The sequence below is a fragment of the Gilliamella sp. B2923 genome (genome assembly GCF_026536565.1).
Classification (GTDB): Bacteria; Pseudomonadota; Gammaproteobacteria; order Enterobacterales; family Orbaceae; genus Gilliamella.
On sequence record NZ_JAFNNZ010000008.1, the window covers coordinates 23,153 to 46,020 of the forward strand.

General features: G+C 38.0%; 18 protein-coding genes, 1 pseudogene, 1 CRISPR repeat array and 1 riboswitch. Of the genes and pseudogenes, 7 read left to right on the top strand and 12 right to left on the bottom strand.

The window, feature by feature from the left end; genetic code table 11:
* Positions 1-1,242 precede the first annotated feature (1,242 nt).
* The gene (ttcA, locus tag J3U42_RS09165) at positions 1,243-2,145 is read right to left on the bottom strand and encodes a tRNA 2-thiocytidine(32) synthetase TtcA (protein ID WP_267329240.1); all 903 of its coding nucleotides are present in this window, start codon (positions 2,143-2,145) and stop codon (positions 1,243-1,245) included.
* Between the two features lie 8 nt (positions 2,146-2,153).
* Positions 2,154-2,726 (bottom strand): elongation factor P-like protein YeiP, encoded by a 573-nt coding sequence (yeiP, locus tag J3U42_RS09170; protein ID WP_220217628.1) that lies wholly within the window; start codon positions 2,724-2,726, stop codon positions 2,154-2,156.
* Between the two features lie 114 nt (positions 2,727-2,840).
* Between yeiP and J3U42_RS09175 the strand changes: the two genes are divergently transcribed.
* On the top strand, positions 2,841-3,107 hold the full coding sequence (locus J3U42_RS09175; protein ID WP_267336275.1) for a YkgJ family cysteine cluster protein: 267 nt from the start codon (positions 2,841-2,843) through the stop codon (positions 3,105-3,107).
* A gap of 218 nt (positions 3,108-3,325) precedes the next feature.
* Entirely contained in the window at positions 3,326-4,771 is a 1,446-nt protein-coding gene (locus J3U42_RS09180; RefSeq protein ID WP_220217626.1) for an amino acid permease, read from the top strand.
* Between the two features lie 359 nt (positions 4,772-5,130).
* Here the strand turns inward: J3U42_RS09180 and infA are convergent, their stop codons facing one another.
* The 5 genes from infA to leuS form a co-directional block, all read right to left on the bottom strand.
* Complete coding sequence (infA, locus tag J3U42_RS09185) at positions 5,131-5,349, bottom strand: translation initiation factor IF-1 (protein ID WP_025315083.1); 219 nt, start codon at positions 5,347-5,349, stop codon at positions 5,131-5,133.
* 246 nt (positions 5,350-5,595) lie between these two features.
* The gene (nadD, locus tag J3U42_RS09190; RefSeq protein WP_267336276.1) at positions 5,596-6,249 is read right to left on the bottom strand and encodes a nicotinate-nucleotide adenylyltransferase; all 654 of its coding nucleotides are present in this window, start codon (positions 6,247-6,249) and stop codon (positions 5,596-5,598) included.
* A complete protein-coding gene (gene holA, locus J3U42_RS09195) occupies positions 6,243-7,247 on the bottom strand; it encodes a DNA polymerase III subunit delta (protein ID WP_267336277.1) in 1,005 nt (334 codons plus the stop codon). Before holA ends, nadD begins: the two co-directional genes overlap by 7 nt.
* A 9-nt stretch (positions 7,248-7,256) precedes the next feature.
* Complete coding sequence (gene lptE / locus J3U42_RS09200) at positions 7,257-7,751, bottom strand: LPS assembly lipoprotein LptE (RefSeq protein ID WP_220217623.1); 495 nt, start codon at positions 7,749-7,751, stop codon at positions 7,257-7,259.
* Between the two features lie 35 nt (positions 7,752-7,786).
* Positions 7,787-10,369, bottom strand: coding sequence for a leucine--tRNA ligase (leuS, locus tag J3U42_RS09205; RefSeq protein ID WP_267336278.1), 2,583 nt, complete (start codon positions 10,367-10,369; stop codon positions 7,787-7,789).
* 239 nt (positions 10,370-10,608) lie between these two features.
* On the opposite strand from leuS, the gene J3U42_RS09210 reads away from it, so the two are divergent.
* Positions 10,609-11,226 (top strand): hypothetical protein, encoded by a 618-nt coding sequence (locus tag J3U42_RS09210; protein ID WP_267336279.1) that lies wholly within the window; start codon positions 10,609-10,611, stop codon positions 11,224-11,226.
* Between the two features lie 183 nt (positions 11,227-11,409).
* On the opposite strand, the pseudogene bamD reads toward J3U42_RS09210, so the two are convergent.
* Positions 11,410-12,132, bottom strand: a pseudogene (gene bamD / locus J3U42_RS09215) (outer membrane protein assembly factor BamD); the annotation flags it as partial.
* 93 nt (positions 12,133-12,225) lie between these two features.
* On the opposite strand from bamD, the gene rluD reads away from it, so the two are divergent.
* Entirely contained in the window at positions 12,226-13,200 is a 975-nt protein-coding gene (gene rluD, locus J3U42_RS09220; protein WP_267336280.1) for a 23S rRNA pseudouridine(1911/1915/1917) synthase RluD, read from the top strand.
* Between the two features lie 8 nt (positions 13,201-13,208).
* A complete protein-coding gene (gene pgeF / locus J3U42_RS09225; protein WP_366915693.1) occupies positions 13,209-13,973 on the top strand; it encodes a peptidoglycan editing factor PgeF in 765 nt (254 codons plus the stop codon).
* A gap of 333 nt (positions 13,974-14,306) precedes the next feature.
* Here the strand turns inward: pgeF and J3U42_RS09230 are convergent, their stop codons facing one another.
* Positions 14,307-14,921 carry a 7-carboxy-7-deazaguanine synthase QueE gene (locus J3U42_RS09230; RefSeq protein WP_267336281.1) on the bottom strand — a complete coding sequence of 205 codons (615 nt, stop codon included), beginning with the start codon at positions 14,919-14,921 and terminating at the stop codon, positions 14,307-14,309.
* Positions 14,922-14,923: 2 nt separating this feature from the next.
* Complete coding sequence (queD, locus tag J3U42_RS09235; protein ID WP_220217616.1) at positions 14,924-15,346, bottom strand: 6-carboxytetrahydropterin synthase QueD; 423 nt, start codon at positions 15,344-15,346, stop codon at positions 14,924-14,926.
* Positions 15,347-15,349: 3 nt separating this feature from the next.
* Positions 15,350-15,395, bottom strand: a riboswitch (PreQ1 riboswitch).
* A 285-nt stretch (positions 15,396-15,680) separates the two neighbouring features.
* Here queD and clpB point away from each other — a divergent pair.
* Positions 15,681-18,251, top strand: a complete 2,571-nt coding sequence (gene clpB / locus J3U42_RS09240) for an ATP-dependent chaperone ClpB (protein ID WP_220217615.1) — start codon at positions 15,681-15,683, stop codon at positions 18,249-18,251.
* A gap of 100 nt (positions 18,252-18,351) precedes the next feature.
* Here the strand turns inward: clpB and J3U42_RS09245 are convergent, their stop codons facing one another.
* On the bottom strand, positions 18,352-18,945 hold the full coding sequence (locus J3U42_RS09245; protein ID WP_267329251.1) for a hypothetical protein: 594 nt from the start codon (positions 18,943-18,945) through the stop codon (positions 18,352-18,354).
* 382 nt (positions 18,946-19,327) lie between these two features.
* On the opposite strand from J3U42_RS09245, the gene J3U42_RS09250 reads away from it, so the two are divergent.
* Positions 19,328-20,146, top strand: a complete 819-nt coding sequence (locus J3U42_RS09250) for a Cof-type HAD-IIB family hydrolase (RefSeq protein WP_267336282.1) — start codon at positions 19,328-19,330, stop codon at positions 20,144-20,146.
* An 18-nt stretch (positions 20,147-20,164) separates the two neighbouring features.
* On the opposite strand, the gene J3U42_RS09255 is transcribed toward J3U42_RS09250, so the two are convergent.
* Positions 20,165-20,926: a DeoR/GlpR family DNA-binding transcription regulator gene (locus J3U42_RS09255; protein WP_220217612.1), complete on the bottom strand. Its 762-nt coding sequence runs from the start codon at positions 20,924-20,926 to the stop codon at positions 20,165-20,167.
* A gap of 725 nt (positions 20,927-21,651) precedes the next feature.
* Positions 21,652-22,160: direct repeats of the CRISPR family, unit length 28 nt; unit sequence CTTCACGGCTGCATAAGCTGTTTAGAAA.
* The last annotated feature ends 708 nt before the right edge of the window (positions 22,161-22,868 follow it).

Below are 22,868 nucleotides of genomic sequence, written 5' to 3' on the forward strand. Positions count from 1 at the left end.
AAAGTTTTAAATTAACGTTAAATGATCGGATCAAATAAATTGATTAAGAAACAGGTTTTCTTTAATTGATGTGTTAATAAGTTAATTTAGATACTAATTAATCGATCAGTGATCATTGCGCATGCCACCGCTGATCTAACACTGACAAATCAATAATAAATCAATATTTTTCAACGATAGAATAGGGCGATCTTTTGATAAACTTATCATTACAAATAGTATCTTAGATAAACTTTAAATCAATAATTAATTAGATAGAATCTGTCATATGGAAACTAAAAACACTTAATAGACGCTTTAGGAAATAAATTTAAACGCCAATTTTAAACCTGTTAAAAAATTGCTGGCGATAGTACCAGCTTGTATCAAGGCAAGTTGTAATTTGGCTAACCAATAGATTATATTATGCAATCAAGCGTGATGATATTTGTTATTTATCTGTTACACATCAACCTTTTATTAATTATTTAACAGTACGATTAAACAAGTTAATTTAGGGGTATAAGAAATTTAAGAAATGTATTAAGAAACAATAGCTGTCGACTGATCGATACAAAGATAAGTTTTGAATTGGGCACTAACGGTTTATATATCATAATGGATTGCTTTAATAGCTATCTACATTAATCAGCCGGAATAATAGTTTAGATAAACTTTGAATATTATGATCACAAAGTCTAATTTAGCAATATAGGAAATCAAATAAACGATTTAAGAAACAATCTGTCGAGTTAGTTATTGATAGCGATACACGGGATTAACTTAAGTTGCTAGCGGGTTATAATCGATAATGAAATTTGATGATGTGAGTATTAATTAATTGGCAGGGTAATCATATCAATGAGATTAATAATTAAGTATTTTGGCGATATTGGAAATTAAAGAAATGCTATAGTAAATCATCTATCATAATAATTATTGATAGCGGTAAACGGTGTTAACTTCAGTAATTATCAGGCTATATCTTATAATAAATGACAATATATGTTTATACATTGATTAGCAAAGTACACCTTTTAGATAAGTGTAAAATGATAGTGAAAAATAAGTTGATTTAGAAATATTGAAAATAAAAGAAACCATTTTGGAAATCATCGGTAAGAACAGTTTTTGGTTGCGATAAATGATATTAACAATTAAGTTAATTTGAAAATATAAGAAATAAAAGAAAGCATTTAAGAAACTATCGGCGTTAGTAATAACTAGCGCCGATATAGCGTAATAGCGTTGATCAGTTTAAGCTTAATTTGCCTCTTTCCAAAGGATCATCTCTTGATCATCAAGCTCAGCAGCATTAAAACCAACTATTGGTGGTAACTCTTCCCGATCAAAAGCTAAATCGCCACCATTTTCATCGATATCACCTTTTTTAATTCCTTTAAAATCGAAAAGGTGAGTATCACAAAGATGTGATAGGGTGATGTTTTGTGTTGCTCGGAACATGGTTTCAATCCGTCCGGGGAATTTCTTATCCCACTCGTTAAGCATCTCTTTAATCACTTGTCGTTGTAAATTAGGCTGAGAGCCACATAAATTACAAGGAATAATTGGAAACTGCTTAATGTCGGCATATTTGGCGATATCTTTTTCTTTGCAATATGCCAGCGGACGAATAATAATATGTTCGCCCGTGTCGTTAACCAACTTCGGTGGCATCGCTTTAAGCTTTCCGCCATAAAACATATTAAGAAACAGTGTTTCTAATATATCATCACGATGATGACCGAGTGCAATTTTGGTCGCCCCCAGTTCGGTTGCGGTGCGATATAAAATCCCTCGACGCAAACGAGAACAGAGCGAGCAGGTCGTTTTGCCTTCCGGAATTTTTTCTTTAACGATGCCGTAGGTGTTTTCCTGCACAATTTTGTACTCGATACCTAACGATTGCAGATATTCCGGCAAAACATGCTCAGGAAAGCCGGGCTGTTTTTGATCTAAATTGACGGCAATCAATTCAAAATTGACCGGTGCGCTTATTTTTAAATTAATCAGAATATCTAGCAAAGTATAACTATCTTTACCGCCGGATAAACAGACCATAATACGATCACCCTCTTCAATCATATTAAAGTCGGCAATCGCTTCGCCTGTTAGACGACGCAATCGTTTATGCAATTTATTTTGATTATATGTACTTGTCACCATACTATTAATTATTCCGCTCGTCCCATATAACGACGTTCAGCGATATGAATTTTCACTTTTTCGTTGTTATCGATATATTCAGGCACTTGAATAACTAAACCTGTTGATAAGGTCGCCGGTTTGGTGCGCGCACTGGCCGAAGCGCCTTTGATACTCGGTGAAGTTTCGATAATTTCTAAATCTACCGTTTGCGGCAACTCTAATGCGACAACTTCACCGTCTGCCATTAAAACTTGGATGCCATTCATGCCACCTTCAGGAATAAACAGTAATTCTTCTTCAATTTGTTCTTTTTTGAAAATAAAAGGAGTGTAATCTTCATTATCCATAAACACGTATTCATCACCGTCAATATAAGAAAAGCTGACCGGACGGCGAAATAGTTCGATAGTGTCGATAATATCATCACCTTTAAAGCGTTCTTCAACTTTACCGCCATTTCTGACATCGGTAAAACGCATTTTATAAAGGGTGCTTGCTCCACGAGCGCTTGGGCTTTGAACGTCAATTTCTTTGACCAGTAATAATTTACCGTTATAAGTGACCGCATCGCCTCGTTTTATCTCATTTGCTTTTGCCATAATATTTTCTTCGCAATTAATAAGGGGGTTAAAAAATTAGCTCGCTATTTTACCGCTATCTTGCTATTGTCTCCAACAAAATTTATCGATGATTGTTAAATAAAAGGTAATGCGATGACTGATTTATTTAAATGCCGTGAAAATTGTGGCGCTTGTTGTATTGCGCCGTCGATCTCATCGGCTATTCCTGGCATGCCTAACGGCAAACCGGCTGGCGTTGCCTGTATTCATTTGGATGAAGATTTTCACTGTCGCTTATTTGGGCAATCATCCCGACCTCCTGTCTGTGGCCGTTTAAAGCCTTGCTTTGAGATGTGCGGTAACTGTCGCCAGCAGGCACTCGATTATTTATCTCAATTAGAACAGCTAACTAGGGTATAAGTATTGCTTATATTTAATAAACTGGTCTTATTATTAGAATTATTTATCTCGCACTGCTGTTTTTTTGCTACACTTCACCGCACTTTATTTGTTATAGATAAATAAACACAAACTGTTAAGTTAGATTTTCTCAGTTATTGGTTGATATTCAAAAGCAAAGCCGACTATGACTGAATTTTTTTATGTAATTTAATCTCTTTAAAAAGAAGAATATTGTTATGAATTATAAATTAAAACGGGATTTAAAAGCTCGTCATTTAACCATGATAGCAATCGGTGGCTCAATTGGTACCGGATTGTTTGTTGCTTCGGGTGCGACCGTTGCAACTGCTGGGCCCGGAGGCGCACTGCTCTCCTATGCGATTATTGGCATTATGGTCTACTTTTTAATGACCAGCCTTGGCGAGTTAGCCGCTTACCTTCCGGTTTCCGGCACTTTTGCCACTTATGGCGCACGTTATGTCGATGAAGCGTTTGGTTTTGCTATCGGCTGGAACTATTGGTATAACTGGGCGATCACCGTTGCGGTTGATTTAGTGGCAGCGCAACTGGTTATCTCGTACTGGTTTGATGTCGGTGAATATAGTTGGCTGTGGAGCTTGTTATTTTTAAGCATTATTTTTTGTTTAAACTATATATCGGTAAAAGGTTTTGGTGAAGCTGAATTTTGGTTCTCATTAATCAAAGTAGTCACTGTAATTATCTTTATTATTATTGGGATTGCGATGTTTTATAGTATCTTACATCATGATGGAGTTAAAAGCGCCTTTGGCAATTGGCGGTATGGTGATGCGCCTTTTGTCGGTGGTTTTTCATCCATGATTGGTGTGGCTATGGTCGTTGGGTTTTCTTTTCAGGGAACTGAACTTATCGGCATTGCCGCTGGTGAGTCAGAAGATCCGAAAAGAAATATTCCTAAAGCAATGAGACAAGTGTTTTGGCGTATTTTACTGTTCTATATTTTCGCAATTTTTATCATCAGCGTATTGATACCTTATGACGATCCTAATTTATTGCGCAATGATGAAACCGACATCAGCGTCAGCCCGTTTACCTTAGTGTTCCAGCATGCTGGTTTATTATCGGCAGCGGCGGTGATGAATGCGGTGATTTTGACCTCGGTATTATCCGCCGGTAACTCAGGTTTATACGCCTCTACTCGTATGCTGTACGCCTTAGCTAAAGAGGGTAAAGCGCCAAAAATGTTCTCTCGATTATCTTCATCGGGCGTACCACGCTTTGCTTTAATAGCAACAACCATTATCGCTATGTTATGTTTCTTAACTTCGATGTTTAAAGACCAACAAGTTTACTTATGGTTACTCAATATGTCAGGTATGACCGGCTTTATTGCTTGGTTAGGTATTGCCATTAGCCATTACCGTTTTAGAAAAGGCTACATGGCGCAACGATTAGACTTAAACAAATTGCCTTACTTTTCGAATTTCTTCCCATTCGGACCGATTTTTGCCTTTGTACTTTGTTTAATCATTACTTTAGGTCAAAACTACGAAGCATTCTTGCAAGATACCATTGACTGGAATGGGGTGATAGCAACTTATATCGGTATTCCACTGTTTTTTGTGATCTACTTCGGTTATAAAATCGTCAAAAAAACCAAATGGATTAAATACGAAGATATGGACTTTTCACAAGTCGATTAACTCAATTATCGGATGTCGCAATTTGAATTGTTGATAATCCGATAGATCGGCTTAATGAGAATAAAATATAATGGCGCCGCTTACTATCGGTGCCATTTTTTTTAGTATAAAGCGCTAAGCAAAGTAGCCGTTAGTCAATTAAATATCAATTAAGCCACGATGATAAAATCGATTTTGCATAAGTTAATATACTTAATTACTACCGATTGCGGTTTGAATGATCAAGAATCAAATAGACAGGCTAATTTTAGATAATAGAAAAGCGCTTGCGTCGACTTCAGTCGACGCAATTGTATTAAAAAAAGAGAAATAACCGATTAGGTGGTTAATTATTTAAAAAACAATAAGTCTGATAACGATTAGCGACTACGGAAGATGATACGAGCTTTTGAAAGATCATAAGGCGTCATTTCAACCGTAACTTTGTCGCCAGTTAGAATACGAATATAGTTTTTTCTCATCTTACCGGATATATGTGCAGTAACGACATGACCATTTTCAAGTTCAACACGAAACATCGTGTTTGGAAGAGTATCAAGTATAGTACCTTGCATTTCAATGTTATCTTCTTTTGCCATTGGGGCCTCTTATTAATAAATACAACAAATTAATTATACTCATTGCACTCACGACAATACACATGTTAATCAATGTGAGTACGAAAAGCGGTAAAATTAGACATTGCAAGTAAAGCCTATTGGATTTTTGCTAATGCCAATTTAGTGATTTTGAGTATAAACACAGAAAACTGAATTTAGAATATATAAATATATAAATGCAGCGGCAAAATAATGCCGAAAAAAGTGCCAGATGTAAAGTCCTTTCTAAATTTTCTTTGCATTATAAAGCCCATGCTGATGAATATAGCGCCAAACTGGTGGTGGTAGCAAGTTTTCAACGTTTTTAGGGGCGTTAATATTTTGTCTGATTTGGGTTGCTGATATATCCTCAAGTGGCGTATGGGCAAAATAGATATAGCCCGCCGGCGAAGCATGCAGATCAGCCACATTTGTGGTTTGGTGCTTGGCAATCCATTTGGCCAAAGTCGGATCGGTAATTTTTTCACTATAATGCGGGCGTTGGCAGATAAGTAGGTGGCAATAATCAAGTAAGTTTTGCCACTGTTTCCAGCTTGGTAAACTAAGCAAGGAATCTTGACCCATAATAAAGGCAAGCCCTTTTTGGCTGCCGTTTTGTTTACGCCACTGTGCCAGCGTATCGATAGTATAAGACGGGCGAGCCGCCTCGACATTTAATTCCCTTGTATCGATTGAAAACAGCGGTAAATCAACGATCGCAAGCTCTAACATTGCCAATCGCTCCGCCGTTGTGGCATCGGGCTGGGGTTTATGTGGTGGAATATGATTCGGGAGCAGGCAAATTTGTGTTAAACCGACCTCTTTTGCCAATGCTTTTGCCGGCCGGATATGTCCATAGTGAATCGGATCGAAGGTGCCGCCCAGTAGTGCTGTTAACATTGCTTAAAACCCATAAACTGCATCGATAAACTCGACAGCGCATCCCAAATTGCTAACTGATTATCATGCTTTAAACTGATTTCAATTTCAGTCAGTTTGGCCAATACTGCATAGAGATCGTTAACCGTAAAACGATTTAAAAAAGCGGTATAGATTGTTCTTTTGTTTTGCCAGACTTTATATTCATCAAATATCTGCTTGAAGTTTTTGTGCTGTAAGCCTTTTTTTAAATTGATGACTAAAATAAGCTCTCGTTGAATAGTGCGTAACAATATCAACGGCTCAACATCGTTAACTTTAAGTTGTTGTAATATATGAATCGCTCGTTTAGTTTTTTGAGCAAGCATGGCATCAATCCAATGATAGGGGGTAAAAATAGCCGAATCATTGATATTGTTTTCTATCTGTTCATAACTGATAGTTTGGTTGGGGAACAATAACTTAAGCTGCTCAATAATTTGAGTTAAGGCTAATAAATTGCCTTCGTAATAGTAACACAAAAGTTCAATGGCTGATTTTTCAATTGTTACCTCATTTTGTTGTAAATGGTTATTTAGCCACTGTGGTAATTGAGAAAAATCAGGCGTTGAGCAGTTGACCACCACAAGTTTATCGGATAGTGCTTTATACCATGGTGCGTTTTCTTGCGCTTTGGTGATCTTACTCAAACTGATGATAAGCGCGACATCAGCGGTTAGCTCTTGGCTAAGTGTGTTAAGTTTGCTTGCAATGGCAGCATTTAAGCCACTTTCGCCAAAATCTAATAAGATCAGGGTTTTGCTGGAAAACAGATTTAATGACTGACAGCAGTCATAAATTTTGTTCCAATCGGTTTGGTTATCGATCGTAAAGAGGTTTTGCTCTTCATAGCCCGCTTGTTGCATCGCTTTGCGAAGCGTGGTTTGAGCGTAGTGTTGTAAGTAAGGATCGCTACCTAATAACAGATAGTAGGGCGATCCTAATTGGTGGCTGATTTGATCTGCATTGATTCTTATCATAACAATATTTTAATTTACAGCATCAACCGATTTTAATTTACGGATAATTTGTTTAGCTGCTTGTCGATACATCTCATCTTCAATTAAATTTTGTTCTGCTGTTTTTGCCAATGCTGCAGCAGGATTATCAAAAAATGTTCTAAAAACTCGTACATTAATCGGGTAGATATCTTGTCCGGCAATAATCACTTGTGCTTGAATGGTCAGCACAAGTTGATATTCAGCCGCTTTACCGTCTTGATAAATCGAGATAGTGCTACGATTAAGCGAGTCACTGATAATTTTTAATGAAGGTATCTGCCCGCCGTTATCTTGATTGACTAACGTGACGTTATTGTCTTTCAATAGCTCTTTAATATCTCGTGACAGTCGACCATAAGGGTCGTAACTGACATAAGTTAAAGTTTTAAAACGCTCGGGCACTTCTGTATCATATTGCAAATGAAATCCACAGCCAGTAAGTGATACTGCCAATAACATGAGTAATGCAAAATATTTTTTCATCGTATTACCACCTGTAGTTTAGTTATCTAACAATATCAACCCACCACCAAATTCAATAATTTACCCGGTACATAAATGACTTTACGAATTGTCACATCAGCTAAATATTTTTGAATATTGGCTTCTTGTTTGGCTTGTTCAAGCACAAAGTCTTGATCGGCATCTGCCGGAACAGTGAATTTACCACGTACTTTACCGTTAATTTGCACAACAATCAGTTTTTCATCTTCAACCATTGCAGATTCATCAGCTACCGGCCAAGTGGTGTCGTCGATTGATTCACTGTGTCCTAACGCTTGCCACATGATAAAACACACATGCGGAATCATTGGGTAGAGTAATCGTACAATCGCATTTAATGCTTCGTTCATTAACGCACGATCTTGTTCGGTTGCTTGTGGTGCTTTTTGCAGCCGATTCATAAATTCCATTACAGCAGCAATGGCGGTATTGAATGTTTGGCGACGCCCGATATCATCACTCACTTTAGCAATTGTTTTATGCAATTCACGGCGTAGTGTTTTTTGCTCTGCATTTAATTGCGCAACGTCAAGTTTGGCACAGTCACCTTGTTGGGCATGTTCATAAACTAAACGCCATACACGTTTAATAAAGCGGTTTGCACCTTCAACACCAGATTCTTGCCATTCAAGGGTCATATCTGCTGGCGAGGCAAACATCATAAATAGTCGAACAGTATCTGCGCCATATTTTTCAACCATTTCTTGTGGGTCGATACCGTTATTTTTTGATTTCGACATTTTGGTCATACCCGCATGCACCAGCTCATTACCTTTGCTGTCGGTTGCTTTGCAAATGCGGCCTTTTTCATCACGTTCAATGGTCACTTCGGTCGGTGATACCCAAATACGTTCGTTAGTTGGGCTGGTGTAGTAAAATGCATCAGCAAGCACCATACCTTGACAAAGTAAACGTTTAGCCGGTTCATCGGAATTGACTAAGCCAAAATCACGCATCAATTTATGGAAGAATCTGAAATAGAGTAAATGCATAATAGCATGTTCGATACCGCCAACATATTGATCGACTGGCAACCAGTAGTTTGCCGCTTTTTCATCTAACATTCCTTTATCGTAATGCGGACAAGTATATCGTGCATAATACCAACTTGATTCCATAAATGTATCAAAAGTATCGGTTTCACGCAGCGCCGGTTGCCCGTTAACGGTTGTTTTTGCCCAGTTTGGATCGGCTTTAATTGGGCTGGTGATGCCATTCATTTCGACATTTTCCGGTAAAATAACCGGTAGTTGATCTTCCGGCGTTGGAATGGTGGTGCCGTCTTCTAGTGTCACCATTGGAATTGGTGCCCCCCAATAACGTTGACGGGAAACCCCCCAATCACGCAAGCGATAATTGACTTTACGTTCACCAATACCTAATGCCGTAAGTTTGTCGGCGATAGCATTGAATGCTTGATCAAAATTAAGCCCGTCAAATTCACCCGAATTAAATAATATACCGTGCTCGGTGTAAGCTGTTTGAGAAAGATCCGGCGCGTTGCCTTGCTCATCTAAAATCACTGGTTTTATTGGTAAGTCATATTTTGACGCAAATTCATAGTCCCGCTCGTCATGACCCGGTACAGCCATAACCGCACCTGTGCCATATTCAATCAAGACAAAGTTGGCAATCCATACCGGTACTTTATTACCCGTTAATGGATGAATAGCATAAAATCCGGTGGCAATGCCTTTTTTCTCCATGGTTGCCATATCAGCTTCTGCCGTTTTGGTATTTTTGCATTCTGCAATAAATTCCGCAATTTTCGGATTATCTTTCGCTGCTAATTGTGCCAGTGGATGCTCAGCAGCAACTGATACAAAACTCACGCCCATTAACGTATCAGGACGAGTTGTGTAAACACGCAATTTATCATTGTAGTTTTCAACTGCAAAATCAAACTCGACACCTTCAGAACGGCCAATCCAGTTACGTTGCATGGTTTTTACTTGTTCTGGCCAGCTTTCAAGGGTATCTAAATCATTAAGAAGCTCTTCGGCATAGTCAGTGATTTTAATAAACCATTGTGGGATCTCTTTACGCTCAACCGGCGTATTACAGCGCCAACAACAGCCCTCAACAACCTGTTCATTAGCCAATACAGTTTGATCGTTAGGGCACCAGTTAACAGCTGAGGTTTTCTTGTAAACTAAGCCTTTTTCATACAGTTTAGTAAAGAACCACTGTTCCCATTTGTAGTATTCCGGTCGGCAAGTGGTGACTTCACGATCCCAATCGTAACCAAAACCTAATAATTGTAATTGCTTTTTCATATAAGCAATATTTTCATACGTCCATTTGGCTGGTGCGGTATTATTTTTGACTGCCGCACCTTCCGCCGGTAAACCGAAAGCGTCCCAACCAATAGGTTGTAATACATTTTTGCCATTTAGACGTTGGTAACGTGAAATAGTATCGCCAATGGTGTAATTTCGGACATGACCAAGATGCAAACGTCCCGAAGGGTAAGGTAACATTGATAAACAGTAGTATTTTTCTTTTGAAGGATCTTCAGTAACATGAAATGTTTTGTTTTCTAGCCAATGCTGTTGCACTTTGGCTTCAATCTCGTCGGGGCGATATTGTTCTTGCATGATGAATATATGTCCTATCTATTATTGCTAATAAAAAATAATTTGCTAATTGTATTGGTTATTGGCACGTTTTACAAACGATATGTGAATCAAGCACAATGATTTGAGCATCCATATTTATTATGAGTTAAGATAGATAAAGTGAATAATATACATAAAAAAGAGATAAATTATTCAATATCGATATAATTAAAAAAGTCTTTAGACTATATTTCTAAAACAAAAATAAGGAATAGTTAATGGAAAATCGTACATTTGAATTTCGTTGTTTCACTCGGCGCTCATTTATTTTTTTCACAATATCAATAGTTAGTTTTACTCTGTTAGTCACATGTTGTCTCATTTTTTTATTTATCTCTGATGCTGTCATGCCTTTGATCCCCAAACAATATTTTAAGGTGATTTTTTTTGGTGGAATCATTGTGTTGAGCTTACTTTCTGGCGTTTTGTTTGCTATAGGTATTGTGAGTTTCTTCCGTAAAAAAATGACGATTAATGCCAATTCATATTCGATTAATATTGATGACCATAAAAAATTGAATCAAATGTTTCAATGGTCAGCATTACAAAAAGTAATAAGATTGAAAGTCGAAAACACTGTTTGGGTTAATCAAACACTTATCCTTGAGTTTGACAATAAGCGTATTAAGATGCTGACAGTAAAGGGGAAAATTCCTCTATTATCCAAAAAAGATATCGATCAGTTTTTTGAATTCACACAATATCTTCATGAACAAGTTCTCAAACCAGATTTTACATTAATCTCGGTGGATCAAACTTTATCTTCTAAAACAGCTGAATTTCTAGTGAATGCTTCACATGATTTAGAAAATCGTTACCTTTATGTCAGAAAGTAGGTCATGCGCATTTATTTTTTATACATTGTGATAAAACAATGGCTATTTAAATGTTTAAATAGCCATCAACTGTTTTGATAAACTTTAATTGTCTCTTAACTGGTGAATATATTAGCCACCATTAAACACACTTAAGAAACGTGAGAAGAAAGATTTTTTCTCTTCAGCTGGTATATTTTCGATATTGGCTTGAATAAGTTGATCGACTTTTTTGGCTTCATCAACTAAACCCAGTTCGTTATAAGCATTACGCATTAATAATAATGCTGATTTAGTTGAGTCTGTATCAGGGAACATTGCCAGCATTTGGGTGACACGATTGATAACTGCAACATAAGCGCCACGTTTAGTATAAAATTGCGCTACTTTTAATTCATATCGAGCCATGCGATTTTTCAAAAAGACTAATCGTTTTTTGGCATCTGCTGCATATTGGCTAGTTGGAAAACTGGAAACTAAATAAGTAAAATCTTTAAATGCGGCGGCAGCGAATTCTGGATCACGATCTGAACGGTCAACGTTAAACCATCCCTGAATCATATTATCGTCTTGAGCCATATTGGTAATACCACGCATATAAATAACCCAATCGATGTTTGGATGCGTTGGATTCAATTTTAAAAAGCGGTCGATCGAGGCTATAGCAAGGGGTAAGTCAGCAGATTTGTAATAGGCATAAATTAAATCGAGTTGCACTTGCTGGGAGTACGGACCGAATGGATAGCTTTTATCCATTGCCTCTAAAATCGTGATACTGGATTTGATATTGCCATTTTCAAGCTCTGATTTAGCTTTACTGTGCAGTTCAATCTCTGGTACATATTCAACTTCGGGTTTGGTTGAGGTACAGCCTATTAGCGCACCACATAGAGCGATAGCTAACAAAGAGTGTAAATGTAATTTCATTCAGTTTTCAATCCAAAATATAATTAAACATTAAAGGCTAGGATTAGTATATAATACTCTAAAACAGATGAGCTTAAAATAGATAAATTACACATGCAAGAGTTAAAATTATCAACTGAAATTGAAGCAAGCCAACTGGGAATGCGTTTAGATCAAGCATTATCAGAGCTTTTTCCCGATTATTCACGCTCAAGAATTAAAGATTGGATCGTTAACAATAAAGTGATGGTTAATAACGATATTGTTAACAAACCTAAAGAAAAGGTACTGGGCGGTGAAAAAATAACGATCAATGCTGAAATTGAAGAAGAGACCTATCATCAACCGGAAAATATTCCACTTGATATCGTTTATGAAGATGATGATATTTTAGTTATCAATAAACCTCGTGACCTTGTTGTGCACCCCGGTGCCGGCAATCCAAATGGTACGGTTTTAAATGCGTTGCTTTATCACTATCCGGAGATAGCACGGGTACCACGAGCGGGTATAGTGCATCGGCTTGATAAAGATACCACCGGACTTATGGTTGTGGCTAAAACCATTGTTGCTCAAACGCATCTGGTTGAATCACTCCAATTACGGGAAATTACACGTGAGTATGAAGCGGTTGCTATGGGGATTATTACAGCCGGTGGGACAATCGAGCAGCCGATTACTCGTCATCCGACTAAACGCACTCATATGGCTGTTTTTCCAACCGGCAAGCCTGCGACTACCCATTATCGTGTTATGGAAAAGTACCGCTTACATACTCGTTTAAGACTGCGGTTAGAGACCGGTCGAACTCACCAAATCCGTGTCCATATGGCGCATATAGCGCATCCTTTAGTGGGCGATCCTCTCTATGGCGGTCGTCCAAGACCGCCAAAAGGAGCGAGTGAATCGTTTATTCAAACTTTACGTAATTTTGACAGACAAGCTTTACATGCTACTATGTTAAAACTGTTTCATCCGGTCACTGGTGAACAAATGCAATGGCATGCACCTATTCCGGATGATATGCAAAAATTAATACAAGCATTACAAGAAGATACAGAACTTCATAAAGATGAAATAGATTGGTAACAAATATGATTAAATCGATTTACCCCTACTGGTCAGCGCCAAAAAATATTCGGGCATTTACTTCAACACGAATCGGAGGCGTCAGTAAGGCGCCTTATGATAGCTTAAATTTAGGTAGTCGAACGGCTGATAATTTAACCGATGTTTGTCAAAATCGTCAGCGTATAATTGAAGCCGAGCATATCCCCAGCGAGCCATATTGGTTAAATCAAACGCATAGTAATAAAGTCCTTGATATCTCATCGATTCCCCTTCAAGCCCCGAGCGGCATGATAAATCAAAACGAAGCTCAAGCAGATGCTTCTTATACCAGTCAAGCTAAACAAGTAAGTGTTGTGTTAACCGCTGACTGTATGCCGGTACTCTTTTGTTCAATCAAAGGCGATGAGGTTGCCGCTGCTCACGCCGGTTGGCGAGGGCTTTGTAATGGTATTTTAGAAGAAACCGTGAAAAAGTTTTCTTGTCCGGTCAATGAAATCTTAGCGTGGCTTGGGCCGGCTATTAGTCAACAAAAGTTTGAAGTCGGCGAAGAAGTCAAGCAAGCCTTTGAACAAGTTGACGCTAAAGCCAGTGCGGCTTTTAAATTAATTAATGCAAATCAGCAAAAATATTTGGCCAACCTTTATTTAATTGCCAAACAACGTTTGCAAGCAATGGGCATTTTAAAAATTTTTGGTGGTGATTATTGTACCTATATCGAGCAAGACAAATTCTTTTCGTATCGTCGTGATCAGACCACCGGCCGAATGGCAACGATGATTTGGTTTGAATAACATTACGATTGGATTCAACTTCATTATTTTTTACATCGAAAGCCTAATTATGCTCTTGCATAGAGTCTTCCGATTATTGCGTTTTTATCGCTGATAAAAGCGGCAGTAGCTCATTTTCCTATCGTTTATACTTCATCTTGATAAACGGTATTTTTTGATTCAATCTATAAGGCTAAAATAACAAATCCAATTCGCCTTCTTGTTCCACTTTGGCGCTTGAAAGATTGATTTAAATCCGCTTCAAATAATAGAAAAAAACATGCCTCTTAGTCATTGTCGAACATAATTTTTAGTTGTCAGATAAAGCGTGCGACTGAATCAGCTTTAATGCAATTATTCGATGCCAGCAAATTTATGAGTCTGCAAACTTAACAGCCATTTATTATTTTCGCGACCCTCATTAATTTTGCCTAACAAAGTAATAGTGTCATGCATATTCATCACGCCATTATTTTCACAAGGGGAAAGATAATAGCGTTTTGCATCAATTTGCTTTTCAATATATTGGCAAAATGGTAGAAAATCGGGGTGATTTTCGACAACAATTCGCACTTCATCGGCGGTCGGTTGGGCGATTTTTTGATAGCGAGATTGATAGCAAAATTTAGGGCTTAGTGCGATATAGTCAATCAGCAGATCGACTTTGCCAAGACCATTACTCTCAATGGCAATAAAATAACCGGCTTGTTTGAGTGATAAGAGCAGCTCCGGCAACGCTTTAACCATAGTCGGCTCACCGCCGGTGATAATAATATTTTTGCTTTGATACTGCTTAAGCGTTGCTAATAGTTGCGTTAAGGTAAATCGGCTAAATCGGCGAAAATCGGTATCACACCATGCACAATTCAAATTACAACCGGCAAAGCGAATAAAAATTGCCGGCATACCAGTATTGTAACCTTCGCCCTGTAAAGATTCGAAGATTTCAACAATGCGAAATTCAGTCATTTTTAGCTCCGGCGGTACTCGCAGTAAGATGTCGGGGTTTCCCAAAGTTTGATCATCGAAACGGGTAGATATTGCGCTAAGCAATCGAAGATGTATTGACACATTCCTTCAGCAGTTGTACGGCAAGGAAAGGCAAAAATTTTACGATCCATCTGCTTTAATAAATCGGCAATCCGGCACTCGTTAGCGTTATTTTGGTTGTATAAATAAGCATGATCGAGCGGATCAACAATATGTTGTTTAACAATTGCTTTTAAATCAGCGTAATCCATGACCATATCAGCACTTGAGCCGCTGGTAATAAGTTCACCACTGATCTCCACTAATAAGCGATAGGTATGACCGTGCAGGTTATGACATTTTTTATTATGCCCGTCTAACATATGACAAGCATCAAATTGAAACTCTTTAGCTATTTTGAACATGATATTATCCTAGTTTTTTTACGTGGGATGGGTTACGAACCACGGTTAGATGACCTAACAAAACGAGCGGCTAATATAATAGATAAACGTTGATTTGTCATCTTTCAATTGTCATTTAATGATAGTTTAAGTAAACTGATGCGGTGATTTTCATCACGTTTTCTAATACAAGGTTAACTGTGTCTTATTTGCGTTGTTTTGTTGTATAAATTCTGTAAAAAAATATTCTCAATCAGCTCTTGAAATTTCATCTTCCACACTCATTTAGTGATCATGCAAATGGATTGAATGCTTCGCCATTTGATCCAAATCTATTGCACAGGAGATAAATAATATGAGGTTAGACAAACTCACAAATAAATTTCAACAAGCTTTAGCTGATGCGCAGTCTTTAGCATTAGGTAAAGATAATCAATATATCGAGCCTGTTCATGTACTTTCCGCCATGCTCAATCAAGAAGGCAGTAGTGTTAAACCATTATTAGCTTCGGCTGGCGCTAATATCGCTCTATTACAACAAGAATTAACTCAAGCGATTGATCGTTTGCCGCAAGTACAAGGTGCCGGCGGTGATGTGATACCTTCACAAGATTTTATTCGAGTACTAAATCTTTGTGACAAATTATCGCAAAAAAATGGCGATAGTTATATCTCATCTGAACTATTTATATTAGCCGCTTTAGAAGATAAAGGCAGTTTAAGTGACATACTTAAACGTAGTGGCGTGACGAAAGATAAATTTAATCAGGCGGTAAATCAAGTAAGAGGTAATGATAACGTGAACGATCCTAATGCAGAAGATCAACGTGGTGCGTTGAAAAAATACACTATCGATTTAACCGAACGTGCTGAACAAGGCAAACTCGATCCGGTTATTGGTCGTGATGAAGAGATTCGCCGTACTATACAAGTATTGCAACGTCGTACCAAAAATAACCCGGTACTTATTGGTGAGCCGGGGGTCGGTAAAACCGCTATCGTTGAAGGTTTAGCACAGCGTATTGTTAATCGTGAAGTACCGGAAGGGTTACGTAACAAACGTGTTTTATCATTAGATATGGGGGCTTTGATTGCCGGTGCTAAATATCGTGGTGAATTTGAAGAGCGTCTTAAAGCAGTACTTAAAGATATCGCCAAAGAAGAAGGCCGTATCATTCTATTTATTGATGAGATTCATACCATGGTTGGGGCAGGGAAAAGTGATGGTGCGATGGATGCCGGTAATATGTTAAAACCCGCATTGGCTCGGGGTGAATTGCACTGCGTGGGCGCAACCACTCTTGATGAATATCGTCAATATATTGAGAAAGATCCTGCGTTAGAACGCCGTTTCCAAAAAGTCTATGTGGCTGAACCAAGTGTTGAAGATACGATTGCCATTTTACGTGGTTTGAAAGAGCGTTATGAAATTCACCACCACGTACAAATTACCGATCCGGCTATTGTGGCGGCGGCAACGTTATCGCATCGTTATATTTCAGACCGTATGTTACCGGATAAAGCAATCGATTTAATCGATGAAGCGGCTTCGAGCATTCGTATGCAAATGGATTCTAAACCGGAATCATTAGATCGCCTTGAAAGACGCATTATTCAGCTAAAACTTGAGCAACAAGCACTTAAGAAAGAGTCTGATGATGCAAGTAAAAAACGACTTGAGATGCTAAATGATGAACTCGCTGAGAAAGAAAAACAATATGCGTCACTTGAAGAAGAATGGAAGTCAGAGAAGGCAGCAGTTTCGGGCACTCAAACTATCAAAACAGAGTTGGAGAAAGCTCGCACTGAAATAGAGCAAGCACGCCGTGCCGGTGATTTAAACAAAATGTCAGAATTACAATATGGCAAAATCCCGGAATTGGAAAAGAAACTTGCCTCAGCAACACAGTTAGAAGGCAAAACCATGAAGTTATTGCGTAACAAAGTGACCGATAACGAAATTGCCGAAGTATTATCGAAAGCAACCGGTATTCCTGTTTCCAGAATGCTCGAAAGCGAAAAAGATAAATTACTACACATGGAAGATGCGTTACATAAACGTGTTATTGGTCAAGATGAAGCGGTGGTTGCGGTGGCTAATGCGATTCGTCGTAGTCGTGCCGGGCTTTCTGATCCAAATAAACCGATCGGATCGTTCTTATTCTTAGGTCCAACTGGTGTAGGTAAAACTGAGCTTTGTAAAGCACTGGCAAACTTTATGTTTGATAGTGAAGATGCCATGGTGCGGATTGATATGTCAGAATTTATGGAAAAACACTCAGTCGCTCGATTAATTGGTGCGCCTCCGGGATACGTTGGTTACGAAGAAGGCGGCTATTTAACCGAAGCGGTAAGACGTCGACCATATTCAGTCATTTTACTTGATGAGGTTGAAAAAGCGCATCCGGATGTCTTTAATATTTTATTACAAGTATTAGATGACGGTCGCTTAACCGACGGGCAAGGTCGTACGGTTGATTTCCGCAATACGGTAATTATTATGACCTCTAATTTAGGCTCAGATCTTATTCAAGGTCAAGTCGAGTTAAGTTACGACGAAATGAAAGCGTTAGTGATGACTGTTGTCACTAAACACTTTAGACCGGAATTTATCAATCGTATTGACGAAACAGTGGTCTTCCACCCACTAGGTCAAGAAAACATTAAAGCGATTGCTAAAATTCAATTGGCACATGTTGAAAAACGCTTAGAAGAACGTGGCTATGAATTAGAAATCTCAGATGCCGCATTAGAACAGCTTGCGAAAGTTGGCTTCGATCCAATTTATGGTGCAAGACCGTTAAAACGTGCAATTCAACAAGAGATTGAAAATCCGTTAGCTCAACAAATTTTAGCAGGGAAATTAGTACCGGGTAAAACCATTCATTTGGACTTAGTCGGTGATAATATTGAAGCTAAACAGTAATTTGTGTGGTTGAATAATGAAAATAAAAACCGGAAAACATGATGTTTTCCGGTTTTTTTATTGGTAATGATTACTGAACAAATAATCTTAAGTAGCCTAATTATAAAGGACTGACTTTAGAGAATTTAAAGATAAATTCAGGCTCTTTGACTTTTCCGTCTAAAGTCAAACTTGATTCATAAATACAAGTATCGCTATCATCAAAGAATTGACCGGAAAATTTCACTTTTTGACCTTTTTTTAGGTTAGCAACAGCATCAAACAGTGGTGTAGAAGGTTGAATTAATGTGTTATGGAAACTATCCGAAATTGCGTTATTCCAAGTTTCGACATAAACATTTTTAGCTATCTCAATCTTTAAAATGCCCAGACCGTCTGAATTGGAATCAATTTTGCTTACCGTTCCAATCCAATCTTCGACCGTTAATGGTCCCATATTGGCACAAATCGTTTTGTTTCTTTCTCTTAGCGCATTACCTTTTTGCATATCATTATCAGCTTTTTTGGCTTTATCAATAGCGAGTAATGATGCATCGATTAAAACAGTTTGATTAGCGGGATACTGAATTTCCGGCTCAGACTCCTTTTTGCTCTCACTGCTATTACCGGCAAAAATGGCTAAGACTAAGAAGCCTACGCCGGCAATAATAATTTTTTTGCTTAAAGACATCTTCTTTTTGGTTGCGTCAGTCATAAAACATTCCTTTTTATTTCCATTGACTATAAAAAAAGCGATCACAGTTTAGATGAATCTCATTTTTTCTACAACACTGTTTTATTAATCGTGGCTAAGCATTTTGTTCGTTTTACCATGCTCGATGTTGATATATTGTTGATATTAGCAGTTAAACTTAGCTGTTTTATTGACTTGTCATCTGACCGAAATGTGATATCAATGCTTAAGATATCATCAGTATCAACACCATTAAAAAATAGCGTTGAGATTGCTCTATTAATAAGGATTACAATAATTCATCAAAAATAGAACAAGCATTAATCTTGCTAAATATTGCATAAAGTTGCATAATCAATCACGGTAATGATCTATCTCGTAAAATAAGTGAAAGGAAAAATGTATGATTAAGTTAATTATCAGTGATTTAGATGGTACTTTTTTAAACGACAGGGGCGATTATGATCGCCAGTTATTTGCTAAAGTGTATGAGCAAATGGCAAAACAGGGTGTCCATTTTGTCGCTTGTACCGGTAAGCAGTGTGAACGGGTAGAAGAGCTGTTTGGTGATTATCGTGATAAAATTTGGATTGTTGGTGATAGTGCGACGGCAATTAAATTTAATGGTGAGTTTATCTACCGCTCATTTTTAGCCAATCAGTTAGGTCAACAAATTATTGCCACTCTCGAACAAGTTAATAAAAATCATGTTATTATTGCCTGTACTGCAAATGGTGCGGCCATTAAAGCCAATTTGCCGGATCGGTTAAAACAAAAAGTACGACAATCTTATGCGGCAATGATTGAAGTTGATGATTTTAAAACTATTACTGATGATTTTATTAAAATTACCGTTTACGATGAAAACCAACAATGCCCGCAAACTCGCACCCATTTAACCCCTTATGAAAACCAAGCCTATATTGTGGTATCTGAAGCCGCATGGATAGATATTACAGAACATAACGTGCATAAAGGTAATACTATTAAAAAATTACAACAACTATTAAATGTTGATTATGGACAAACCATGGCATTTGGTGACGGTTATAACGACATTGAATTGCTCCAGCAGGCTCAATATAGTTTTGCTATGCGTAATGCTTTTGATGAAACCAAAGCGGTTGCTAGATTTATTACCGGTTATAATGATGAAAGTGCAGTATTAAAAACCATTCAACTTATGTTGGATTTGCAGGCTCAGCCAAAAGCCGAATCTTAGGTTAAAAAGCGCATGAACTTAAACCAGCTCAATTTGTAAATTGACTTGTTCAAAGCCTTCAATTTTTGATTCACGACTGGCAATAACAATATCAATATCTTCACAAGTTGCCACTTTATAGCGTGCAACTTGCAACATTTTATCGGCAATTACCGCAGCGATTACCTCGTTACTTTGCGCAATCAGCTCTTTTTTAAAGCAAGCATCTTCATAATAAACCGCACTTAACCCGGCTTGCGGATCGAGTCCGCAAACGCCAATAAAAGTTTGATCAAAAATCATATTACGAATTTGATTGACGGTATCGGCGCCCATGGTGCTGCCGGTTTGTGGATTGACTTTGCCACCAACTAAAATCAGTTCACCTTTGTTACGGCTACTTAAGACGGTGGCGATTTGCGGGGAATTGGTGATAATGGTTAAATCCATATCTTGAGGGATATAACTTGCCATAGCAAGATAAGTCGAGCCGGCATCGATAAAAATACAGGAATGATTTTTAATCAACATAGCGCATCGCTTAGCGACTTTGGATTTTTCATCGACACTTTGCGTCATTCTAGTTTCGAAGCTTGCTGACTGTTTTAACTGACTGACCGCACCACCATACACACGCTTACAGATTCCGTTGCGAGCAAGTTTTTGCAAATCTCGACGGATAGTGTGCTCTGACACGCCAAGTTGCGAGATTAAATCAGCACTCACCACCCGGCCTTTTTCAGCTAAGAGCTGCTGAATGTAAGCTTGTCGTTGTTCCGGAAAGGCATTAAAGTCAATCATTTAAAGTCCTTTTGTGAATATTTGTATCGGTGAAAGATTATGATTGATAATCATACCGATATCGTAGGGAAATATCAAAGGTGATTAAGGGAAGGGGGGAGGTGTTTTTTTTAATAGGTTAAAAGTGTGTTTTTATACTGAAACGTAGGTGTTTTCTGAAAGTTTTTGACAATGGTTTGTGTTTTTACTTAAACATCTATATTTTCTGAAAGTTCTTGACAAGGTTTATATTTTAATTGAAAGTTGCGGGTTTTTGGTTTGTAGGTTTCGGACGCTGTTAATTGGTTGATATTTTCATTACGGTGTCAGCGTCCGAATTAGGGGGATTTTGTGCGAAATCCCCCTAATAACCCCCTCGCAGCACCACCCAAAGCGGTCTTCGACTACCCTCCGCCTTCGTTCGGTCTTAACGCACCGGCGCTGATTTGTTCCCGACAAAGCAGCGCCTCGCCAAACATCCCTGTTTGGCGTGCTAACCTCTCTCAGTTGTCGGCGCTTTGTGAAGGTGCGGTCTGGTGCACTTGTTTGCTTTTGTGAAAGGTAATAGTAAGCCGTTTAAAAATAGTAGTGGAGTTTAAAATACAAACTTTATAAACCCTTTTTTTTAGTTAAAAATAAAACCATTAAAAATCAATAAATTGCAGAAGCGTTAGAAAAAAGGGTTTTAAAACCTAAAATTGCCCTTTATGTTTTTATAAACGATGTTTATAGTATGTGGGATTCTACTTCACGGCTGCATAAGCTGTTTAGAAAACAGCGCGATCAGCGCCGCGCCGGTGTGATATCTTCACGGCTGCATAAGCTGTTTAGAAAACCTACATTAAGGCAACATCATGGCAAATAAACTTCACGGCTGCATAAGCTGTTTAGAAATCGGCTTGCAAATTTTTGCAAGTTAGATATTTCTTCACGGCTGCATAAGCTGTTTAGAAATACTTCGTCAATTTGGTGTGGTAGTGAAACAGCTTCACGGCTGCATAAGCTGTTTAGAAAAGTTCCCAAATCGGGTACATATATCCGTGATACTTCACGGCTGCATAAGCTGTTTAGAAAATCACCAACTTTCAGTTTTTTCCATTCTTCAGCTTCACGGCTGCATAAGCTGTTTAGAAAAATTGACTCTTTAATGTTCATGAATTGCGCATCTTCACGGCTGCATAAGCTGTTTAGAAATTAACGATTCGTTCGGGTTATTAATGAAATCTCTTCACGGCTGCATAAGCTGTTTAGAAAATCAGGACAACAACACTGGTATAATAACCAGCGTTTACAGCTGCATAAGCCGTTAATAAATCAGAACCCTTACCAAAAGCTTTGTCTAGCATATTTACGGCTGCATAAGGAGTTTATGATATTTTTGAAATATCTAAAACTTTTGTTTTTATACTGAAACGTGGGTGTTTTCTGAAAGTTCTTGTCAACGCTTTGTGTTTTTGCTTAAACACCTATATTTTCTGAAAGTTTTCTACAAGGTTTTTATTTTTCTAAAAGTTGCGAGTTTTTAGTCCGTAGGTTTCGGACGCTGTTAATTGGTTGATATTTTCATTTTGCTGTCAGCGTCCGAATTAGGGGGATTTTGTGCGAAATCCCCCTAATAACTCCCTCGCAGCACCACCCAAAGCGGTCTTCGACTGCCCTCCGCCTTCGTTCGGTCTTAACGCACCGACGCTGATTTGTTCCGGACAAAGCAGCGCCTCGCCAAACATCCTTGTTTGGCGTGCTAACCTCTCTCAGTTGTCGGCGCTTTGTGAAGGTGCGGTCTGGTGCACTTGTTTGCTTTTGTGAAAGCTAATAGTAAGCCGTTTAAAAATAGTAGTGGAGTTTAAAATACAAACTTTTTAAACCCTTTTTTTTAGCTAAAAATAAAAATATTAAAAATCAATATATTGCAAAAGTGTTAGAAAAAAGGGTTTTTAAACCTAAAATTGCCCTTTATGTTTTT